Origin of the sequence: Nostoc sp. PA-18-2419 (assembly GCF_005869855.1) — a bacterium.
In the GTDB taxonomy this organism is placed as follows: Bacteria; Cyanobacteriota; Cyanobacteriia; order Cyanobacteriales; family Nostocaceae; genus Nostoc.
This window is the reverse complement of the sequence record NZ_SZNH01000015.1, coordinates 1-15,753: the sequence shown is the minus strand read 5'-3', so window position 1 is coordinate 15,753 and position 15,753 is coordinate 1. Positions and strand designations below refer to the sequence as shown.

Here is a 15,753-nt window from a genome sequence, read left to right as displayed (position 1 = left end):
CTATGCTCACTAAACTTTTATAATATTTGCCGTTCTTATGACTCCAAAACACTTCAAAATTAAATTTCCTCTTTGGCAATATCTGAACCAGCCGTTATTTAGTCGTGATACTAAATTAGTATTGAATCCTCATCGCTTTGCATTGATCTGGCATCTTCAACTTCTAGAACGCTGCTGGACTAAAGAATGTGACGCTAAAGGGCCTCAGCAGCATTAGCTACATCAAAAGCTGCAACATTTAACTCAAAGCTGCCAAACTAAGCCTTTGCGCATTTAATTAGTAAAACTTATGTAGCAAATTCGCTACTAAAACTCAGTTTCATGCTTTTGACTTGCTTTGCTTAAGCCTCGTCTACAAAACGGGGCTTTTTACCGTCCAGTAAAGTACTTACAGTCATGTCTCCCATAACATTAATCGCTGTACGGCAGCGATCTAAAAACCAGTCTACGGTCACTAGCAAAGCTATGTACTGGGTAGGTAAACCTACAGAAGTAAACACCAGTGTCATTGTTACTAGTCCAGCATTTGGAATATTCGCTGCACCTACAGATGCAAAAATCGAGGTGAGGATGACGATTACTTGCTGTCCCAAACTCAAATGTTGCCCAATTAGTTGCGAAATATATAACGCAGACATGGCTTCATAAAGAGCAGTACCATCATTGTTAAAATTTGCTCCAACTAATGCCCCTAAGGCAGCAGAAGATTCTCTTAAACCGATTTTTGTTTGCAAAACCTCAAAGGTTACGGGCATTGCAGCCGCAGAGGAAGAAGTCGAAAAAGCTGTCAAAAAGGCATCAGAACCACCAGCGAGAAATTTTAAAGGCTGTACCCAAGAACCGAATTTTACTCTGGTGAGGTAGTAACACGCTTGTAATAACAGTGCTAACAGCACTGCTACAATGAATGCGCCCAAAGATTGAAAGGGGGTAAAGCCTTCTTTAGCTACAGTTTTAGCTACAATCCCAAAGACTGCGAATGGTACCAAGGCAATTACCCAGTTGAGGATACGGACTACTGCTTCAAACAAAATCCCGATCACATCTTCAATCGGCTGATATGCGTTCTTTCCTTGGGCAATTTGTTCGGATTTTAATCCCCGCAGCACAATACCAAAACTCAAGGCAATCACAATCAGCTGAATAACATTATTATCAACTAAGGGCTTGAGGACTGCTTCCGGTACAGCATCTTTGATTAATCCCCAAGGATCAAGACTTTGACCTGTTATTTGTGTAGTTGTTGGGGTGACTACATTGCCCCAGGTTCCCGGACGCAGAACGTTGGCGACAAAAAGTCCGACTAAGATAGCTACCGTAGTATTACTTAAAAGTAGCACGAATAGCCGTCGTCCAGCCGTACCAGGAATATTTGTAGTCATCAAAGTATGCAGTACCGCTACTAAAATCAGGGGTGTAGCTAAGGCACGCAGAGCCTTTAGCACCAACTCAGCCGGAATTGCTAAATTGTTGATCAGGGCGGCATTGCTGGGACTGGGATTTCCCGCACCAAGGGCAATTCCGACGCTAATGGCGGCTACTAGGGCGATAACAATTTGTAACGTCAGAGGAATACGCTGCCACCAAGGCTTAGCTATGGTTTCAGGCGAAGTAGTACTGTCTGGATGACTCATTGGTTAGATGCGGCTTAACTGCTGTAACTATTAAAACAACATTTATGACAGTAACAAATCCGGAAAAACAATAGCTTTATTTTTGCTTAAAAACTGCTAATCTAAGATCCCGTTGCTTTGCAAAATCCGGTAAGCCCCTAGAGATATTTTTGGCTTGTGCTTGGAGGCGCTTATGTCCTTTGTCCCTTTGCATATTCACAGTGACTACAGTTTGCTTGATGGAGCAAGTCAGCTACCAGAGTTAGTGGAGAGAGCGATCGCCTTGGGCATGAAAGCGATCGCCCTTACCGATCATGGTGTGATGTATGGCGCAGTCGAATTGATCAAAATTTGCCGTAGTCAAAATATTAAGCCGATTCTCGGTAACGAGATGTATATAATTAACGGCGATATTGAAAGACAAGAACGCCGTCCGAGATATCATCAAGTTGTTTTAGCTAAAAATACTAAAGGTTACAAAAATTTAGTCAAATTAACTAGTATTTCCCATCTTAAAGGTGTTCAGGGCAAAGGAATTTTTTCTCGTCCTTGTATCAATAAAGATTTGCTCAAAGAATATCATGAAGGCTTGATTGTTACCAGCGCTTGTTTGGGTGGAGAAATTCCCCAAGCGATTCTTAGTGGCAGACCAGATGCAGCGCGTAAAGTTGCTCAATGGTATAAAGATGTATTTGGTGATGATTATTATTTAGAAATTCAAGACCACGGTTCCCAAGAAGACCGGATTGTAAATGTTGAAATAGTTAAAATTGCCCGAGAATTAGGTATTAAATTTGTTGCTACCAATGATTCGCATTTTATTTCTTGTTTTGACGTTGAAGCCCATGATGCTTTGCTATGTATTCAAACTGGCAAGTTAATTAGTGAAGATAAACGGATGCGTTATAGCGGCACAGAATATCTCAAATCTGCCGAAGAGATGAAGCAGCTATTTCGCGACCATTTACCAGATGATGTAATTGCAGAAGCTGTAGCTACCACTGAAGAAGTCGCGGATAAAATCGAGCCTTACCATATTATGGGTGAGCCTCAGATTCCTACTCCCCCAATTCCCTCTGGTCATACTGCTGACACTTATGCTGAAGAAGTTGCATGGGTCGGACTTTTACAAAGATTAAATCGCAAATCCCGCAATGAAGTCGATTCCGTCTACAAAGAAAGATTGGAATACGAACTAAAAATGATTCAGCAGATGGGTTTTTCCAAATACTTTTTAGTTGTTTGGGACTACATCAAATTTGCTAGAGATAATAATATTCCTGTAGGCCCTGGGCGCGGTTCGGCAGCAGGTTCGTTAGTTGCCTATGCGATGCGAATCACTAACATTGACCCTGTACATCACGGACTATTATTTGAGCGCTTTTTGAACCCGGAACGGAAATCCATGCCTGATATTGATACGGATTTCTGTATTGAACAACGTGATAAAGTAATTGATTACGTAACAGAAAAATATGGTGTAGATAGAGTTGCTCAAATTATTACTTTTAACCGCTTGACTTCTAAAGCCGTTTTAAAAGATGTCGCCAGAGTATTAAATATTCCTTATGGGGAAGCTGACAAAATGGCGAAATTAATTCCTGTGGTGCGGGGAAAACCAACTAAACTCAAGGTAATGATTTCTGATGCAACTCCAGAATTAGAGTTTAAACAAAAATATGATAACGACCCAAGAGTTCGCCATTGGATTGATATGGCGATGCGAATTGAAGGAACTAATAAAACCTTTGGTGTCCATGCAGCTGGTGTTGTGATTTCAGACGAACCATTGGATCAAATTGTGCCGTTACAAAAGAATAATGACGGTTCTGTGATTACTCAGTATTTCATGGAAGACTTGGAATCAATGGGTTTGTTGAAAATGGACTTTCTCGGTTTGCGTAACTTGACCCTGATTCAAAAAACTCTCGATTTAATTGAAGAAAATAAAGGATATCGTATTGACCCAGATGAAATCCCCCGCGACGAAAGAAAAGCCCAAAGGATATTAGCCAAAGGCGAACATACTATTTTACCTAACGAAGTCAGAAAAACTTATGAACTATTAGAAGCAGGTGAGTTAGAAGGAATATTTCAATTAGAATCTTCTGGAATGCGTCAAATAGTTCGAGATTTGAAGCCTTCTAATATAGAAGATATTTCTTCAATTTTGGCACTTTATCGACCAGGGCCATTAGATGCGGGACTGATTCCTAAATTTATTAACCGCAAACACGGTCGAGAAGATATTGATTACGAACACAATATTTTAGAACCAATATTAGACGAAACCTATGGAATCATGGTCTACCAAGAGCAAATCATGAAAATTGCTCAAGATATGGCTGGCTATTCTCTAGGACAAGCTGACTTGTTGCGTCGGGCAATGGGTAAAAAGAAAGTTTCGGAGATGCAAAAGCAGCGAGAAAAATTCGTTGATGGTGCGGCAAAAAATGGTGTAAAAAAACAAGTAGCTGAAGAATTATTTGAGCAAATGTTGAAGTTTGCTGAATATTGTTTAAGCTATGACACAGAAGTTTTGACAGTAGAATATGGATTTTTGCCCATTGGCAAAATTGTCGAAAAAGGTATTGAATGTACTGTGTACAGCGTTGATAATAATGGAAATATTTATAGTCAACCTGTGGTACAGTGGCATAATCGCGGACAGCAAGAAGTGTTTGAATATTGTTTAGAAGATGGTTCTGTGATTCGCGCCACAAAAGACCATAAATTTATGACTGTTGACGGTCAAATGCTGCCTATTGATGAAATATTTGAGAGCGAATTAGATTTGATGCGAGTCGAGGGTTTACCAAAATAATATTGCCCTCTTGCTGGCTGCGCGCTACAACTGGGGCTAGCGCTTTCACCAATACCCGCTTTGCAGCGCCCAACGAGAAAACGGCATCTTAACAATCGCTTTGAAAATCATTCAACAAAATTTTATTGGAGTTATGGGTTATAGTCTTTATTCTTAACTCTTAACTTTTTTCATGCCAGCCAAAATCTTACCACCGCCCTTAAAATCCGGTGACCTATTACGAGTCATTGCTCCTAGTGGTGCTTTACGAGAATTTAAGGCATTTGGGCGAAGTATAGAAATTTGGCGATCGCGTGGCTACCAAGTAGAAATCAGTCCCAAGATAGATGAGAAATGGGGATATTTAGCTGGCAAAGATGAGAAGCGTTGCAACCAGCTAGCAGCAGCATGGCAAGACCCAGATTGTCGCGGTATCCTCTGCGCCAGAGGTGGTTTCGGTAGCACCCGCATCTTAGAAAATTGGCATTGGCAACAAAACTCAGAACTTCCTAAGTGGTTGATTGGTTTTTCAGACATCACCGCTCTTTTGTGGAGCCTTTTTAACGTAGGTATTTCCGGCGTCCATGCCCCTGTATTGACAACTCTTGCTGACGAGCCAGATTGGTCAATCGACCGATTGTTTGATTGGGTGGAAGGTCGTCCTGTTGCTTCTATTAAAGGTTGTGGTTGGGGTGGTGGGATTGCGAGTGGCATTTTGTTACCAGGAAATTTGACAGTAGCAACTCATCTTTTAAGTACACCAATCCAACCAAATTTTGATGGGGTGATTTTGGCGCTTGAGGATGTTACAGAGGCACCTTACCGCATCGATAGAATGCTCACACAGTGGCGTTTAAGTGGTGCTTTAGCAAAAGTTTGTGGCATTGCTTTAGGCGGTTTCACTCGTTGTGAAGCCCCGCCAAACGTGTCTAGCTTTACTGTAGAAGAAGTCTTGCACGATCGCTTAAGTGATTTAGGCATTCCGATTGTCTCTGATTTGCCTTTTGGTCATAATAGTCCTAATGCAGCCTTACCAGTGGGTGTAGAAGCAACTTTAAATGGGGATGAGGGCATATTGGCGATCGCAGATCAGCATTAAGTTAAAATCAACTTTGCTTACTGTTAAATGTTCTAAAATATCAAAAAATAATTGGCTCGAAAGTTTGATTATAAAAGCTTACTATTTTCATCTTTAATTTTAATTTTGTGAGGTAAGTTTATTTTTAAAGTACACAAGCCAATTGCTGGTATAGCTCCGAGAATGATTGCTGTAATTGCTTGTCCACTCCAATTGAAGACAAAATTACGGTTCGCTTGTGGAATGAAATTTTGCCCAAGAAAAAGCAACCAAACCAAAATAGTAATTAAAAAGAAACAGAGAGAAGGTAAAAAATTCCACCACCAAGCGCTTGCTGTATATCGTCTCAATACTAGCCATTGGGAAATGCCTAGCCAAATACCAGAAATAACATAAGCGATCGCAGATAGAAATCCCAAAATAAAAATCTGCTCGGAAGATAAAGTTTCATTGAACGATGAGGCAATGGATGAAATATTGTTAATCCAAGCTGTAGAAACACCATTGGCAATTAACCAACCAACACTAGTAGCAAATATCCACTGGTAACCAGGTAAATATCGGTAAAGGACAACGGCTTGATCGACGGCGAAAATCAGCGCAAACACAATATTACTAAGACATCTAACCAAAATACTCAATGTTTGCGACTCTAGAAACAGGTGTTGGAGAATCATTTTCTCTAAAGCGATACTGGCAATGCCACCAACAACCCATCCGATTGCGGTCATTAAAGTAAACTGAAAAAAGAACTTCTGTCGCTGTGATCGCGGAATCAAAAACTTTCTTGGCTTAGGCTGTTTATTAGCAGATGCAAGACGATTGGGACTGTTAGAGTGAGTTTGCATGTTAGAGGATGAGGGAGATAAGGAGATGGGGAGATAAGGAGATGGGGGAGAAATAATTAATACCCCATGCCCAATTCCCAATTCAATATTGATTATTGTTTTATCCTATTTCCCACTCCGCATCCCCCCATCCCCCTGATCTCCCCATCTCCTCCATCCCCTATCCTCTTTAATTCTGAAAAAGCGTAATCCCAGAATGATAAGCTAAACAGTGGCATAAAAAAGTGACTTAGGATGAAGTGATAAATGGGTGTTTCGTTAACAACTCCTCATCTGTTACGGGCTGCTCGTGGTGAAGTAGTAGATCGTCCCCCTGTATGGATGATGCGACAAGCCGGACGATATATGAAAGCATATCGAGACTTAAGAGAAAAGTATCCTTCGTTTCGCGATCGCTCAGAAATTCCAGAAGTTGCAATTGAAGTTTCTTTGCAACCCTGGAGAGCTTTCCAGCCAGATGGAGTAATTTTATTTTCTGATATTGTTACCCCATTACCTGGTTTGGGCATTGAGATGGATATTGCCGAAGGTAAAGGGCCAATCATTGACTCGCCTCTCCGCACTCAAGAACAAATTAATAACCTGCGTCCCCTAGAGCCAGAAGCAGCTCTACCTTTTATCAAAACTATTTTGCAGGCGTTGCGCTCGGAAGTAGGCGATAAATCAACAGTATTGGGCTTTGTAGGTGCGCCGTGGACGTTAGCAGCTTATGCAGTAGAAGGAAAAGGTTCTAAAACCTATTCCATTATCAAAAACATGGCATTTTCTGACCCAACGATACTGCATCAATTGTTAGCTAAATTAGCAGATGCGATCGCCATCTACGCTCGTTACCAAATTGACTCTGGTGCCCAAGTTGTGCAAATGTTCGATTCTTGGGCGGGTCAATTGAGTCCTCAAGATTATGATACGTTTGCTTTGCCTTATCAACAGAGAGTTTTCCAGCAAGTTAAGCAAACTCACCCCGATACCCCGTTGATTTTATTAGTTAGCGGTAGTGCAGGTGTGTTGGAAAGAATGGGTAAATCCGGTGCAGATATTGTTACTGTAGACTGGGCAGTGGATATGGCAGATGCACGCGCAAGATTAGGCAAACAAGTCAAAGTCCAAGGAAATCTTGACCCAGGCGTGTTATTTGGCTCTAAACAGTTTATCCGCGATCGCATTTATGATACCGTTCGCAAAGCTGGCAATTGGGGTCACATTCTCAATCTTGGTCACGGTGTCTTACCAGAAACTCCAGAAGAAAATGTCGCTTTCTTCTTTGAAACTGCAAAGGAACTGAATCTGGTAGGAGTTAAAGGGTAGAGTTATGAGTTATGAGTTATGAGTTATGAACTATTAACTTAACGATTGCGACGTGCAAAGTTATTTTTTATTCTTAACTCTTCACTCTTAATTCCTAACTTTTCTTTTAATCTCTAATTTGGAACTTTTAACTTTATTCTTAACTCTTAAGTTTTAACTCCTAAATTTTTATAAATTCTTTATGAGCCAGAAACGGATTTTAGTAACTGGTGCAAGTGGTTGTGTAGGTCATTATTTAACAGAAGCCTTAATTCAAGAAACAGATTACGAGCTGTTTTTGCTAGTTAGAAATCCTAATAAGCTACAAATTGATACTCAGGCACGTTCTGGCATTAATGTTTTGCAAGGTGATATGCAAAATATTAGCCAGTTTGCTGATTTGCTATCAACAATTGATACAGCCGTACTCACTGCCACAGCTTGGGGTGGTGAGCAGACATTTGAAATTAATGTTAATAAAACAATAGAATTGATGAAGCTGCTAAATCCAAATAAATGCCAACAGGTAATTTATTTTTCCACAGCTAGCGTTTTGGATAGTCACAATCAACCATTAAAAGAAGCTGGGGATATCGGTACAGATTATATCCGTTCTAAATATGAGTGCTTACATCGAAAAGAAAAATTAGAAATAGCACCTAAAATCACCACAGTTTTTCCTACTATAGTTTTGGGTGGTGATGGTAATAAACCCTATTCTGCTGTAACATCTGGTATTAGAGAAGTTACCAAATATATTAATTTAATTCGATTTCTGAATGCAGATGGTAGTTTCCATTTTATCCACGGGCGAGACATTGCAACTGTAGTGGGATATTTAATTGAACATCCTCCTCAAAAGGATGAACCACGTAGATTTGTTTTAGGTCAAGCAAAATTAACTGCTAACCAAGCAGTGGAAGAAGTTTGTGCTTATTTGGGCAAAAAGATTTACTTTCGCATTCCCGTATCTATAGCTTTAGCAAATTTGATTATTGTTTTGTTCCGCATTCGCATGGCTGCTTGGGATAGATTTTGCATGAATTATCGACACTTCACTTATGAAAATGCAATTAATCCTAACAGTTTCGGCTTGTCAAATTACTGTGCAACTATGACTGATGTTTTAAAAATAAAATGATATTTTTCATAGATATATTCATCCTAGTTTCAAATAGTTAAATTGTCTGTAGAATGTAATCATTTGTGAGAAGGATCTCGAAAAGTAATTGTTGTGACCTTATCTGAATTTTCATTAAATGGAAAAGTTGCCCTAGTAACGGGAGCAGGACAAGGTTTAGGACTGGAAATTGCCAAATTACTTGCCAAAGCTGGCGCGTGCGTCATCGTCAATGGACGAAACCTTGAACGCCTCAATCAGGCAGTTGCAATTATTGAGTCAATCGGTGGTTCAGTCTCTTCATTACCGTTTGATGTAACCGATGAAGTCGCGGTTCAAAACGCATTTGTTGGAATTCAAGAAAAGCATGGCTGTTTGGATATTCTTGTCAATAACGTTGGGATGCGCGATCGCCGCAAGTTTTTCGAGTTTGAAATGGATGCAGTGCGTCGGTTGATTAATACCGATTTGATTGCGCCGTTCAATTTGTCACGGGAAGCTGCACGGTTGATGATGCCTAAGGGTGAAGGGCGAATCATCAATATTACATCGATTGCAGGACAAATTGCAGATGCGGGAGATGCAGTTTATACGACTGCCAAAGGAGGACTTGAAGCCCTGACGCGTACTCTCGCCGCCGAACTTGGGGCATTTGGGATCACCGTGAATGCAGTTGCTCCAGGCTTCTTTGCGACGGAGAGTAATGCAGATGCAGCTGCTGATCCGAAAGTTGCTGAATGGTTAAAAAATCGAACTTCTCTCGGTCGTTGGGGAAATCCACAAGAAATTGCGAGTGCAGTTGTGTTTTTTGCTTCTCCAGGTGCATCCTACATTACAGGTCAAGTTTTAGCAGTTGATGGTGGCTATCTAAGCCATTTTTAATCCTAGTCTGGTAGGTTTAAGAGTAATTTTGCAGGGCGATCGTTTACTTCAAAAATATTATTACGCGCAATTGTTTCAGGCAGCTTACACCAATAAACACAGATTTTTGTCTGTTTTCTGCCGCAGTGGTAATTGAAAAATTATACTATTTACCTAAACTAAATTATCAAAAATCAATTCATTTTTTACATATATATTTTTTGATAATTTTAATTAACTATATTAAAAAATAATAACTAAAGCAGTGTTAAAAATTAAACTTTAACCGCAAATTAACTTCATATTTATCCATTGTTAAATAATTTTTAACCATAAGAAATGTAGCTTATTTAAGGTTGTGATTACAGCAGTAAAATATTCCTTTAATCAGAGGTAATATGATTTTTTCGACCATCATCTTGAATCGTGTCGTTGCTAGTTCATTGGTGACAACTTCTGTTGCACTTAGTCCAATGTTTGGGGCGAGCGCCCAAGCTCAAACCCTTAACGGTGCAGGAGCAACTTTTCCGGCTCCACTTTATGAAAGGTATGCTCGTGAAGTTAAAAAGAAATATCCAGACTTGAAAATTAACTATCAAGCAATTGGTAGTGGCGGCGGTATTCGTCAAGTCACTGCTGGAACCGTTGACTTTGGTGGTAGTGATGCTGCAATGAAAGATGATGAAATTGCAAAAGTCAAGAACGGTGTAATCTTAGTACCCACAGCAGGCGGTGCTGTTTCTGTAGTTTATAATCTTCCAGGCGTTAACAATCTAAAATTATCTCGCAATACGTTACCAGGAATTTTTTCAGGTCAAATTACCAATTGGAATGACGCAAAAATTAAAGCTGATAATCCGGGTGTTAACCTACCAAATCAACCAATTAAATTTGTTGTTCGCGCCGATGGTAGCGGTACAACTTTCATTTTTACTAATCACTTGAGCGCAACCAGTAGTTATTTTAAAGGCAGAGTTGGAGCTAGTACTACACCAAAATGGACTCTTCCAAACGTCCTCAAAGGTAAAGGTAATCCCGGCGTAGCTGCTTTAGTAGCTCGCACCCCTGGTTCTATTGGTTATGTTGAATATGCTTACGCTCTTAAAAATAACCTGAAATCAGCACAGATCCAAAATAAGGCAGGAGAATTTGTTGCTCCTTCCTTACAATCTGCAAATGCAGCTTTGTCTACTGTGAGTTTTCCAGATAATTACCGTGTTTTTGTAGGCGATCCAGGACAAGGTTATCCGATTGTTGGTCTGACTTGGATGATGGTTTACAAAAAGTATACCAATGCTGCGAAATCTGATGCAATCAAGAAATGGATAAATTGGGTATTGCAAGATGGTCAACAGTATAATGATGACCTTAATTACACTAAGATTCCATCTGATGTAGCAAATCGTGTACTTCAGACAGTCAATAGCACTGTCAAGCCTTAATTGCTAATCTTACTACTTTTCATTCAGTAAATTAAGCTGTTTGCTACTAGTGTAAACTTAAGCAAAATCCTTTAAAATTCTGGTAAATATCGTTTCCAGGTAATACCTGGAAATGCTTTTTCGTAGGGCATGTATAAACTAAAAAGGTCTAAAATAACAGATTTGTTTATTTTTAAATTTGTATTATGTTACTAGCTTCAATCTGAAGTTTATAATAATTGTCTACTTTAACTACGTACAAAATATCTTCTATTTTATTTGTTATGACCAATTCATCGGAAGCAGCTGATAAAGATTCATCACATCAATCGAATCTAGATGATGGAAATCTGAATTTGACAGTTATCAGTGGCAGAAATTTATGGTTTGACCAAGGATTTACACGACTAGTATACTTTTTTGGCGTAGTTACTTCTGCAGTATTATTTTTAATGAGTTGGGTAATTTTCCAAGAAGCTTTGCCAGCAATTAAACAGTTTGAAGTGGGTTTTTTATGGGGTCAAGATTGGGATACAGGTAATGGGATTTTTGGGGCATTACCTTATATTTATGGAACTTTAGTAAGTAGTGCGATCGCTATTTTATTAGCTATACCAGTGGGAATAGCAGTTGCTTTAGTAACAAGTGAAAATTTCTTACCTGTATCGCTGCAAATAACCTTAGCATTTGTTGTGGAATTAATCGCAGCAATTCCCAGCGTTATTATTGGTTTATGGGCTATTTTTGTATTTATTCCAGTTTTGGAACCTTTAGAAAAATGGCTAAGTAGCACTTTAAAAGTGATACCACTATTTAATACACAAGACCCTGTTGGCACAAATATGTTGACTGCTGGAATTATTCTAGCCATCATGATTTTGCCAACAATGGCAGCAATTACTCGTGATGTATTACTGGCTATACCTAAAGAATTGCGTAGTGCATCTATGGCTTTAGGTGGTACTCGTTGGGAAACAATTTTTCGGGTCTTGCTAAGAGCTGGATTTTCAGGAATAGTTAGTGCAGCAATGCTCGCTTTAGGACGTGCTTTGGGTGAAACAATGGCTGTCACTATGGTTATTGGTAACTCTGCCCAAATTAGTGTTTCTTTACTCAATCCAGCTTATACCATTCCCTCTGTACTAGCTAATKAATTTGCGGAAGCTGAACCAGGGTTACATGTTGGTGCTTTAAGCTATTTGGGATTAATTTTATTTGGCTTGACTCTAGCTGTAAATATTGGTGCTGCATTGTTAGTCAGGTGGTTTGCCAGAAAAAGTAATTGATTTAAAATTCTGGATTTGGAAGTCCCTTAGTTGCTATAAGAAAAGCATTTTATTTATAAATTAAAAACTATGAGAGATATGAGTGATTACATCAAGTCTGAAAATGATGAATTTATCACAACAGAATTATGCAGTCCACTACCAACACAGCGAGTAGTATTTACTTATTTAATGAATGCGATCGCCTTTGGTTTGACAGGTTTAGCACTTATTCCTTTATTATCAATTTTATGGGAAATTTTTGTCCGAGGAATATCTGGAATCAAATGGGAAGTTTTTGTCAAAGCAGTAATTGATAATGGGTTCGGCAATGCTATTGTAGGAACCATAATTATGGTAGCCGTTGGTGCTTTTTTAAGCATTCCCACAGGCGTAATGACAGGAATTTTATTGGTAGAATTTGGTCAAACTAATCCAATTACTAATCTTATTCGTTTGATTACTAATATTCTCACAGGCGTACCTTCAATTGTTGTAGGAATATTTGCTTACGGTATAATCGTTTTAGCAACTAAAGGATTTAGTGCGATCGCAGGTGGCTTTGCATTGGCTGTGATTATGCTACCAGTGATTGCATTGACAACAGCAGAATCCTTAAAACTTATTCCTACATCTCAACGTCTCGCTTCTGCGGCTTTAGGTGGAACTCGCTTTCAAACTACCTTTCGCATCGTTGTTATTGCTGCAATTCCCGGAATTACAACAGGCATTTTATTAGCTGTAGCTCGTGCTGCTGGTGAAACAGCACCCTTAATTTTTACTGCTTTATTTAGTCTAGATTGGTCAGAAGGATTATTCAGTCCAACAGCTTCTTTGCCAGTATTAATTTTTAACTTATACAATGACCCTGACCCAGAAAAAAGTCAATTAGTATGGACTACTTCGATAATTTTATTGAGCTTAATTTTATTTGTCAGTATTGTTTCTCGCTTATTTATCAGCCAAAAAAGAATCAAATGAATATAAATTAGATGTGATAACAAATTTATTCTGAGAATTTATAATACTAATAATTTCACATCAGCATTACTTCTATATTATCTCTTCTAACTTTTAAATTATATTTTAATAATTTTTTTGCACTTGGGCAATTTATGAATAATCTAATTCCAGCTATCAAAGTAAAAAATATCAGCTTTTCCTATGGCACTATTAAAGCAATTGAAAAAATATCAATAGATATCTATCGAAACCAAGTCACAGCAATTATCGGCCCTAGTGGTTGTGGCAAATCTACCTTTATCAAAATTTTGAATCGCATTAGTGAATTAGAAGGCCCGGTGAAAGTTGAAGGCGAGGTAGAATTTTTTGGTCAAAATATTTATGCTCGTCGTGTCAACGTTAATCGATTACGCCGCCAAATTGGTATGGTATTCCAGAAACCGAATCCTTTTCCCATTAGCATTTACGAAAACGTCGCCTACGGTATGAGAATAGCAGGTAGCTATCCAAAAGTAGAGTTAGATGAAATTGTCGAATCTGCACTTCACAGCGCTGCTCTTTGGGATGAAGTTAAAGATAAATTGGAAAAATCAGCTTTAGGGCTTTCTGGTGGTCAACAACAGAGATTATGTATTGCCCGTGCTTTAGCAGTCAAGCCAAAAGTTCTGCTGATGGATGAGCCATGCTCGGCTCTTGACCCCATTGCTACGATGAAAGTTGAAGAACTGCTCCATAGTTTGAAGTCTGAGTTGACGATCGCGATCGTTACCCACAACATGCAACAAGCTGCTCGCGTCTCTGATTTTACCGCTTTCTTCAGCACCGATGAAAGTCGGATTGGTCAAATGATTGAATTTGGCGCCACGGAGCAAATCTTTAACAACCCACTCGACCCCCGCACCCGCGACTACATTTCAGGACGTTTTGGTTAATAGTCATTTGTCATTAAGGAACTGACAAATAAAAAATTGCCACTGTTGAGACTCAACAGTCATCAACTTCAAAAGGAATAATTTATTTTTTAGAGTTTATTTTCGATACTAAGTACAACGGCGTGAAAAAATCAAACTATGTAAAGAAAAATAAAATACGCTAAAACCTTCTTTACCTCTCCCTCCTGCCTCTTAGTTTTTCCCCTTATCTTAATGATAAATATTTACGCCAACCAACTTAGTTATTTCTCTCCATCTCCCTTATCCTCCTCATTTCGCTTTTTTATTTTCTCAAAAATAATTTTTGCTACATATTTTCATATAAACACTTATTAACAGCTTATTTACTATATATTTAACGTATACTTACGTAATTTCTATGAAGATCTCCTTTTAGGAGTAACATAGTGAAACAGCACTGTTGATTTGTACTATCTTACTTAGTCAAGTCCTGTCTTACACGTTTTACGAATATGAGTAAACCAATTCCAGCTATCAGAGTCAAAAACTTCAGCTTTTATTACAACACTCAAAAGATAGTTGAAAGCGTGTCAATGGACATTTACCAAAACCAAGTCACGGCAATTATTGGTTCTAGTGGTTGTGGCAAGTCTACTTTTCTTAAATCGTTAAATCGCCTTAATGAATTAGAAACAGAAGTAAAGGTTGAAGGAAGAGTAGAATTTTTTGGACAGAATATTTATGAGCGCCGTATCAATTTAAGTAGATTACGTCGTCAAATTAGTATGGTTTTTCCTAAACCAAATCTTTTTCCTATTAGCGTTTATGATAATGTTGCCTATGGGGTGAAATTAATTGGATGGCATCCGAAAGTAGAATTAGATGTGATTGTTGAATCTGCTATTAAAGCTGCTAATCTTTGGGATGAACTAAAAAATAAGCTGCACAAGTCTGCTTTAGAACTTTCTGGCGGACAACAACAAAGACTATGTATTGCTCGCGCTTTAGCAGTTAAACCAAAAGTTCTCTTGATGGATGAACCTTGTTCGGGTCTCGATCCTATCGGTAGTATGCAAATTGAGAATTTGATCCAAAACTTGCGCTCTGATTTAGCTATTGTGATTGTTACTCATAACATGCAGCAAGTTACTCGCCTATCTGATTTCACGGCTTTCTTTTATACTAATGAAAATCGCATTACTCAAATGGTTGAATTTGGGACTACAAATAAAATTTTTACCAGCCCCATTGATTCCCGTACCCGCGATTATGTTTTTGGCCGCGTCAGTTAAAATTTTTATTAAGTTAACGTGAGTTCGACGGTGAAAAAAAGGCAAAAAGCCTGCTATGGCTGAAGTACAACTGGATAAGCAGCAAGCGATCGCTATAATTAATGGAGAGGGTGTAAAAAACTGACAAAAAAGACCGAGACTAAAAATATCTAACAAAAATAAGCGTCTCGGCTATGTCTACTATTGTATCTCGGCTCGACATCACTCAAATTTTCTGCGACGTAGATGATTTCTGTAATCAATGGGAAAATATATGGCAGCAAGTACCGCAATTGCCATCGACAACAGGAGAACGTCGCAGCACTTCCC

At 38.8% G+C, this 15,753-nt stretch carries 13 protein-coding genes; 11 read left to right on the top strand and 2 right to left on the bottom strand.

What is annotated here, in order from left to right; translation table 11 throughout:
• The first annotated feature begins 37 nt into the window (after window positions 1-37).
• A complete protein-coding gene (locus FCR06_RS16700; RefSeq protein ID WP_138501622.1) occupies window positions 38-217 on the top strand; it encodes a hypothetical protein in 180 nt (59 codons plus the stop codon).
• A gap of 124 nt (window positions 218-341) precedes the next feature.
• On the opposite strand, the gene FCR06_RS16695 is transcribed toward FCR06_RS16700, so the two are convergent.
• Complete coding sequence (locus FCR06_RS16695; protein ID WP_138501620.1) at window positions 342-1,634, bottom strand: dicarboxylate/amino acid:cation symporter; 1,293 nt, start codon at window positions 1,632-1,634, stop codon at window positions 342-344.
• A 172-nt stretch (window positions 1,635-1,806) separates the two neighbouring features.
• On the opposite strand from FCR06_RS16695, the gene FCR06_RS16690 reads away from it, so the two are divergent.
• Window positions 1,807-4,437 carry a DNA polymerase III subunit alpha gene (locus tag FCR06_RS16690; protein WP_138501618.1) on the top strand — a complete coding sequence of 877 codons (2,631 nt, stop codon included), beginning with the start codon at window positions 1,807-1,809 and terminating at the stop codon, window positions 4,435-4,437.
• Window positions 4,438-4,609: 172 nt separating this feature from the next.
• The gene (locus FCR06_RS16685; RefSeq protein ID WP_138501616.1) at window positions 4,610-5,515 is read left to right on the top strand and encodes an LD-carboxypeptidase; all 906 of its coding nucleotides are present in this window, start codon (window positions 4,610-4,612) and stop codon (window positions 5,513-5,515) included.
• A 68-nt stretch (window positions 5,516-5,583) separates the two neighbouring features.
• Here FCR06_RS16685 and FCR06_RS16680 read toward each other — a convergent pair whose 3' ends face one another.
• On the bottom strand, window positions 5,584-6,342 hold the full coding sequence (locus FCR06_RS16680) for a hypothetical protein (RefSeq protein WP_138501614.1): 759 nt from the start codon (window positions 6,340-6,342) through the stop codon (window positions 5,584-5,586).
• A gap of 246 nt (window positions 6,343-6,588) precedes the next feature.
• On the opposite strand from FCR06_RS16680, the gene hemE reads away from it, so the two are divergent.
• The 8 genes from hemE to FCR06_RS16640 all read left to right on the top strand — a co-directional run bounded on the left by hemE (window position 6,589) and on the right by FCR06_RS16640 (window position 15,444).
• Complete coding sequence (gene hemE, locus FCR06_RS16675) at window positions 6,589-7,650, top strand: uroporphyrinogen decarboxylase (protein ID WP_138501612.1); 1,062 nt, start codon at window positions 6,589-6,591, stop codon at window positions 7,648-7,650.
• Between the two features lie 181 nt (window positions 7,651-7,831).
• A complete protein-coding gene (locus tag FCR06_RS16670; protein ID WP_138501610.1) occupies window positions 7,832-8,770 on the top strand; it encodes an NAD-dependent epimerase/dehydratase family protein in 939 nt (312 codons plus the stop codon).
• Between the two features lie 93 nt (window positions 8,771-8,863).
• On the top strand, window positions 8,864-9,631 hold the full coding sequence (locus FCR06_RS16665; RefSeq protein ID WP_138501608.1) for an SDR family oxidoreductase: 768 nt from the start codon (window positions 8,864-8,866) through the stop codon (window positions 9,629-9,631).
• Window positions 9,632-10,008: 377 nt separating this feature from the next.
• Window positions 10,009-11,052: a phosphate ABC transporter substrate-binding protein PstS gene (gene pstS, locus FCR06_RS16660; RefSeq protein WP_138501606.1), complete on the top strand. Its 1,044-nt coding sequence runs from the start codon at window positions 10,009-10,011 to the stop codon at window positions 11,050-11,052.
• Between the two features lie 263 nt (window positions 11,053-11,315).
• Complete coding sequence (gene pstC, locus FCR06_RS16655) at window positions 11,316-12,317, top strand: phosphate ABC transporter permease subunit PstC (protein ID WP_138501604.1); 1,002 nt, start codon at window positions 11,316-11,318, stop codon at window positions 12,315-12,317.
• Window positions 12,318-12,395: 78 nt separating this feature from the next.
• Window positions 12,396-13,277 (top strand): phosphate ABC transporter permease PstA, encoded by an 882-nt coding sequence (gene pstA, locus FCR06_RS16650; protein ID WP_138501831.1) that lies wholly within the window; start codon window positions 12,396-12,398, stop codon window positions 13,275-13,277.
• A 134-nt stretch (window positions 13,278-13,411) separates the two neighbouring features.
• Window positions 13,412-14,191, top strand: a complete 780-nt coding sequence (gene pstB / locus FCR06_RS16645) for a phosphate ABC transporter ATP-binding protein PstB (RefSeq protein WP_138501602.1) — start codon at window positions 13,412-13,414, stop codon at window positions 14,189-14,191.
• Between the two features lie 473 nt (window positions 14,192-14,664).
• Entirely contained in the window at window positions 14,665-15,444 is a 780-nt protein-coding gene (locus FCR06_RS16640; RefSeq protein ID WP_138501600.1) for a phosphate ABC transporter ATP-binding protein, read from the top strand.
• Window positions 15,445-15,753: the final 309 nt, after the last annotated feature.

Coding starts and splice junctions, on each gene's coding strand:
- FCR06_RS16700 (WP_138501622.1), top strand. CDS start 38: ATGACTCCAAAACACTTCAAAATTAAATTTCCTCTTTGGCAATATCTG.
- FCR06_RS16695 (WP_138501620.1), bottom strand. CDS start 1,634: ATGAGTCATCCAGACAGTACTACTTCGCCTGAAACCATAGCTAAGCCT.
- FCR06_RS16690 (WP_138501618.1), top strand. CDS start 1,807: ATGTCCTTTGTCCCTTTGCATATTCACAGTGACTACAGTTTGCTTGAT.
- FCR06_RS16685 (WP_138501616.1), top strand. CDS start 4,610: ATGCCAGCCAAAATCTTACCACCGCCCTTAAAATCCGGTGACCTATTA.
- FCR06_RS16680 (WP_138501614.1), bottom strand. CDS start 6,342: ATGCAAACTCACTCTAACAGTCCCAATCGTCTTGCATCTGCTAATAAA.
- hemE (WP_138501612.1), top strand. CDS start 6,589: ATGGGTGTTTCGTTAACAACTCCTCATCTGTTACGGGCTGCTCGTGGT.
- FCR06_RS16670 (WP_138501610.1), top strand. CDS start 7,832: ATGAGCCAGAAACGGATTTTAGTAACTGGTGCAAGTGGTTGTGTAGGT.
- pstS (WP_138501606.1), top strand. CDS start 10,009: ATGATTTTTTCGACCATCATCTTGAATCGTGTCGTTGCTAGTTCATTG.
- pstA (WP_138501831.1), top strand. CDS start 12,396: ATGAGTGATTACATCAAGTCTGAAAATGATGAATTTATCACAACAGAA.
- pstB (WP_138501602.1), top strand. CDS start 13,412: ATGAATAATCTAATTCCAGCTATCAAAGTAAAAAATATCAGCTTTTCC.
- FCR06_RS16640 (WP_138501600.1), top strand. CDS start 14,665: ATGAGTAAACCAATTCCAGCTATCAGAGTCAAAAACTTCAGCTTTTAT.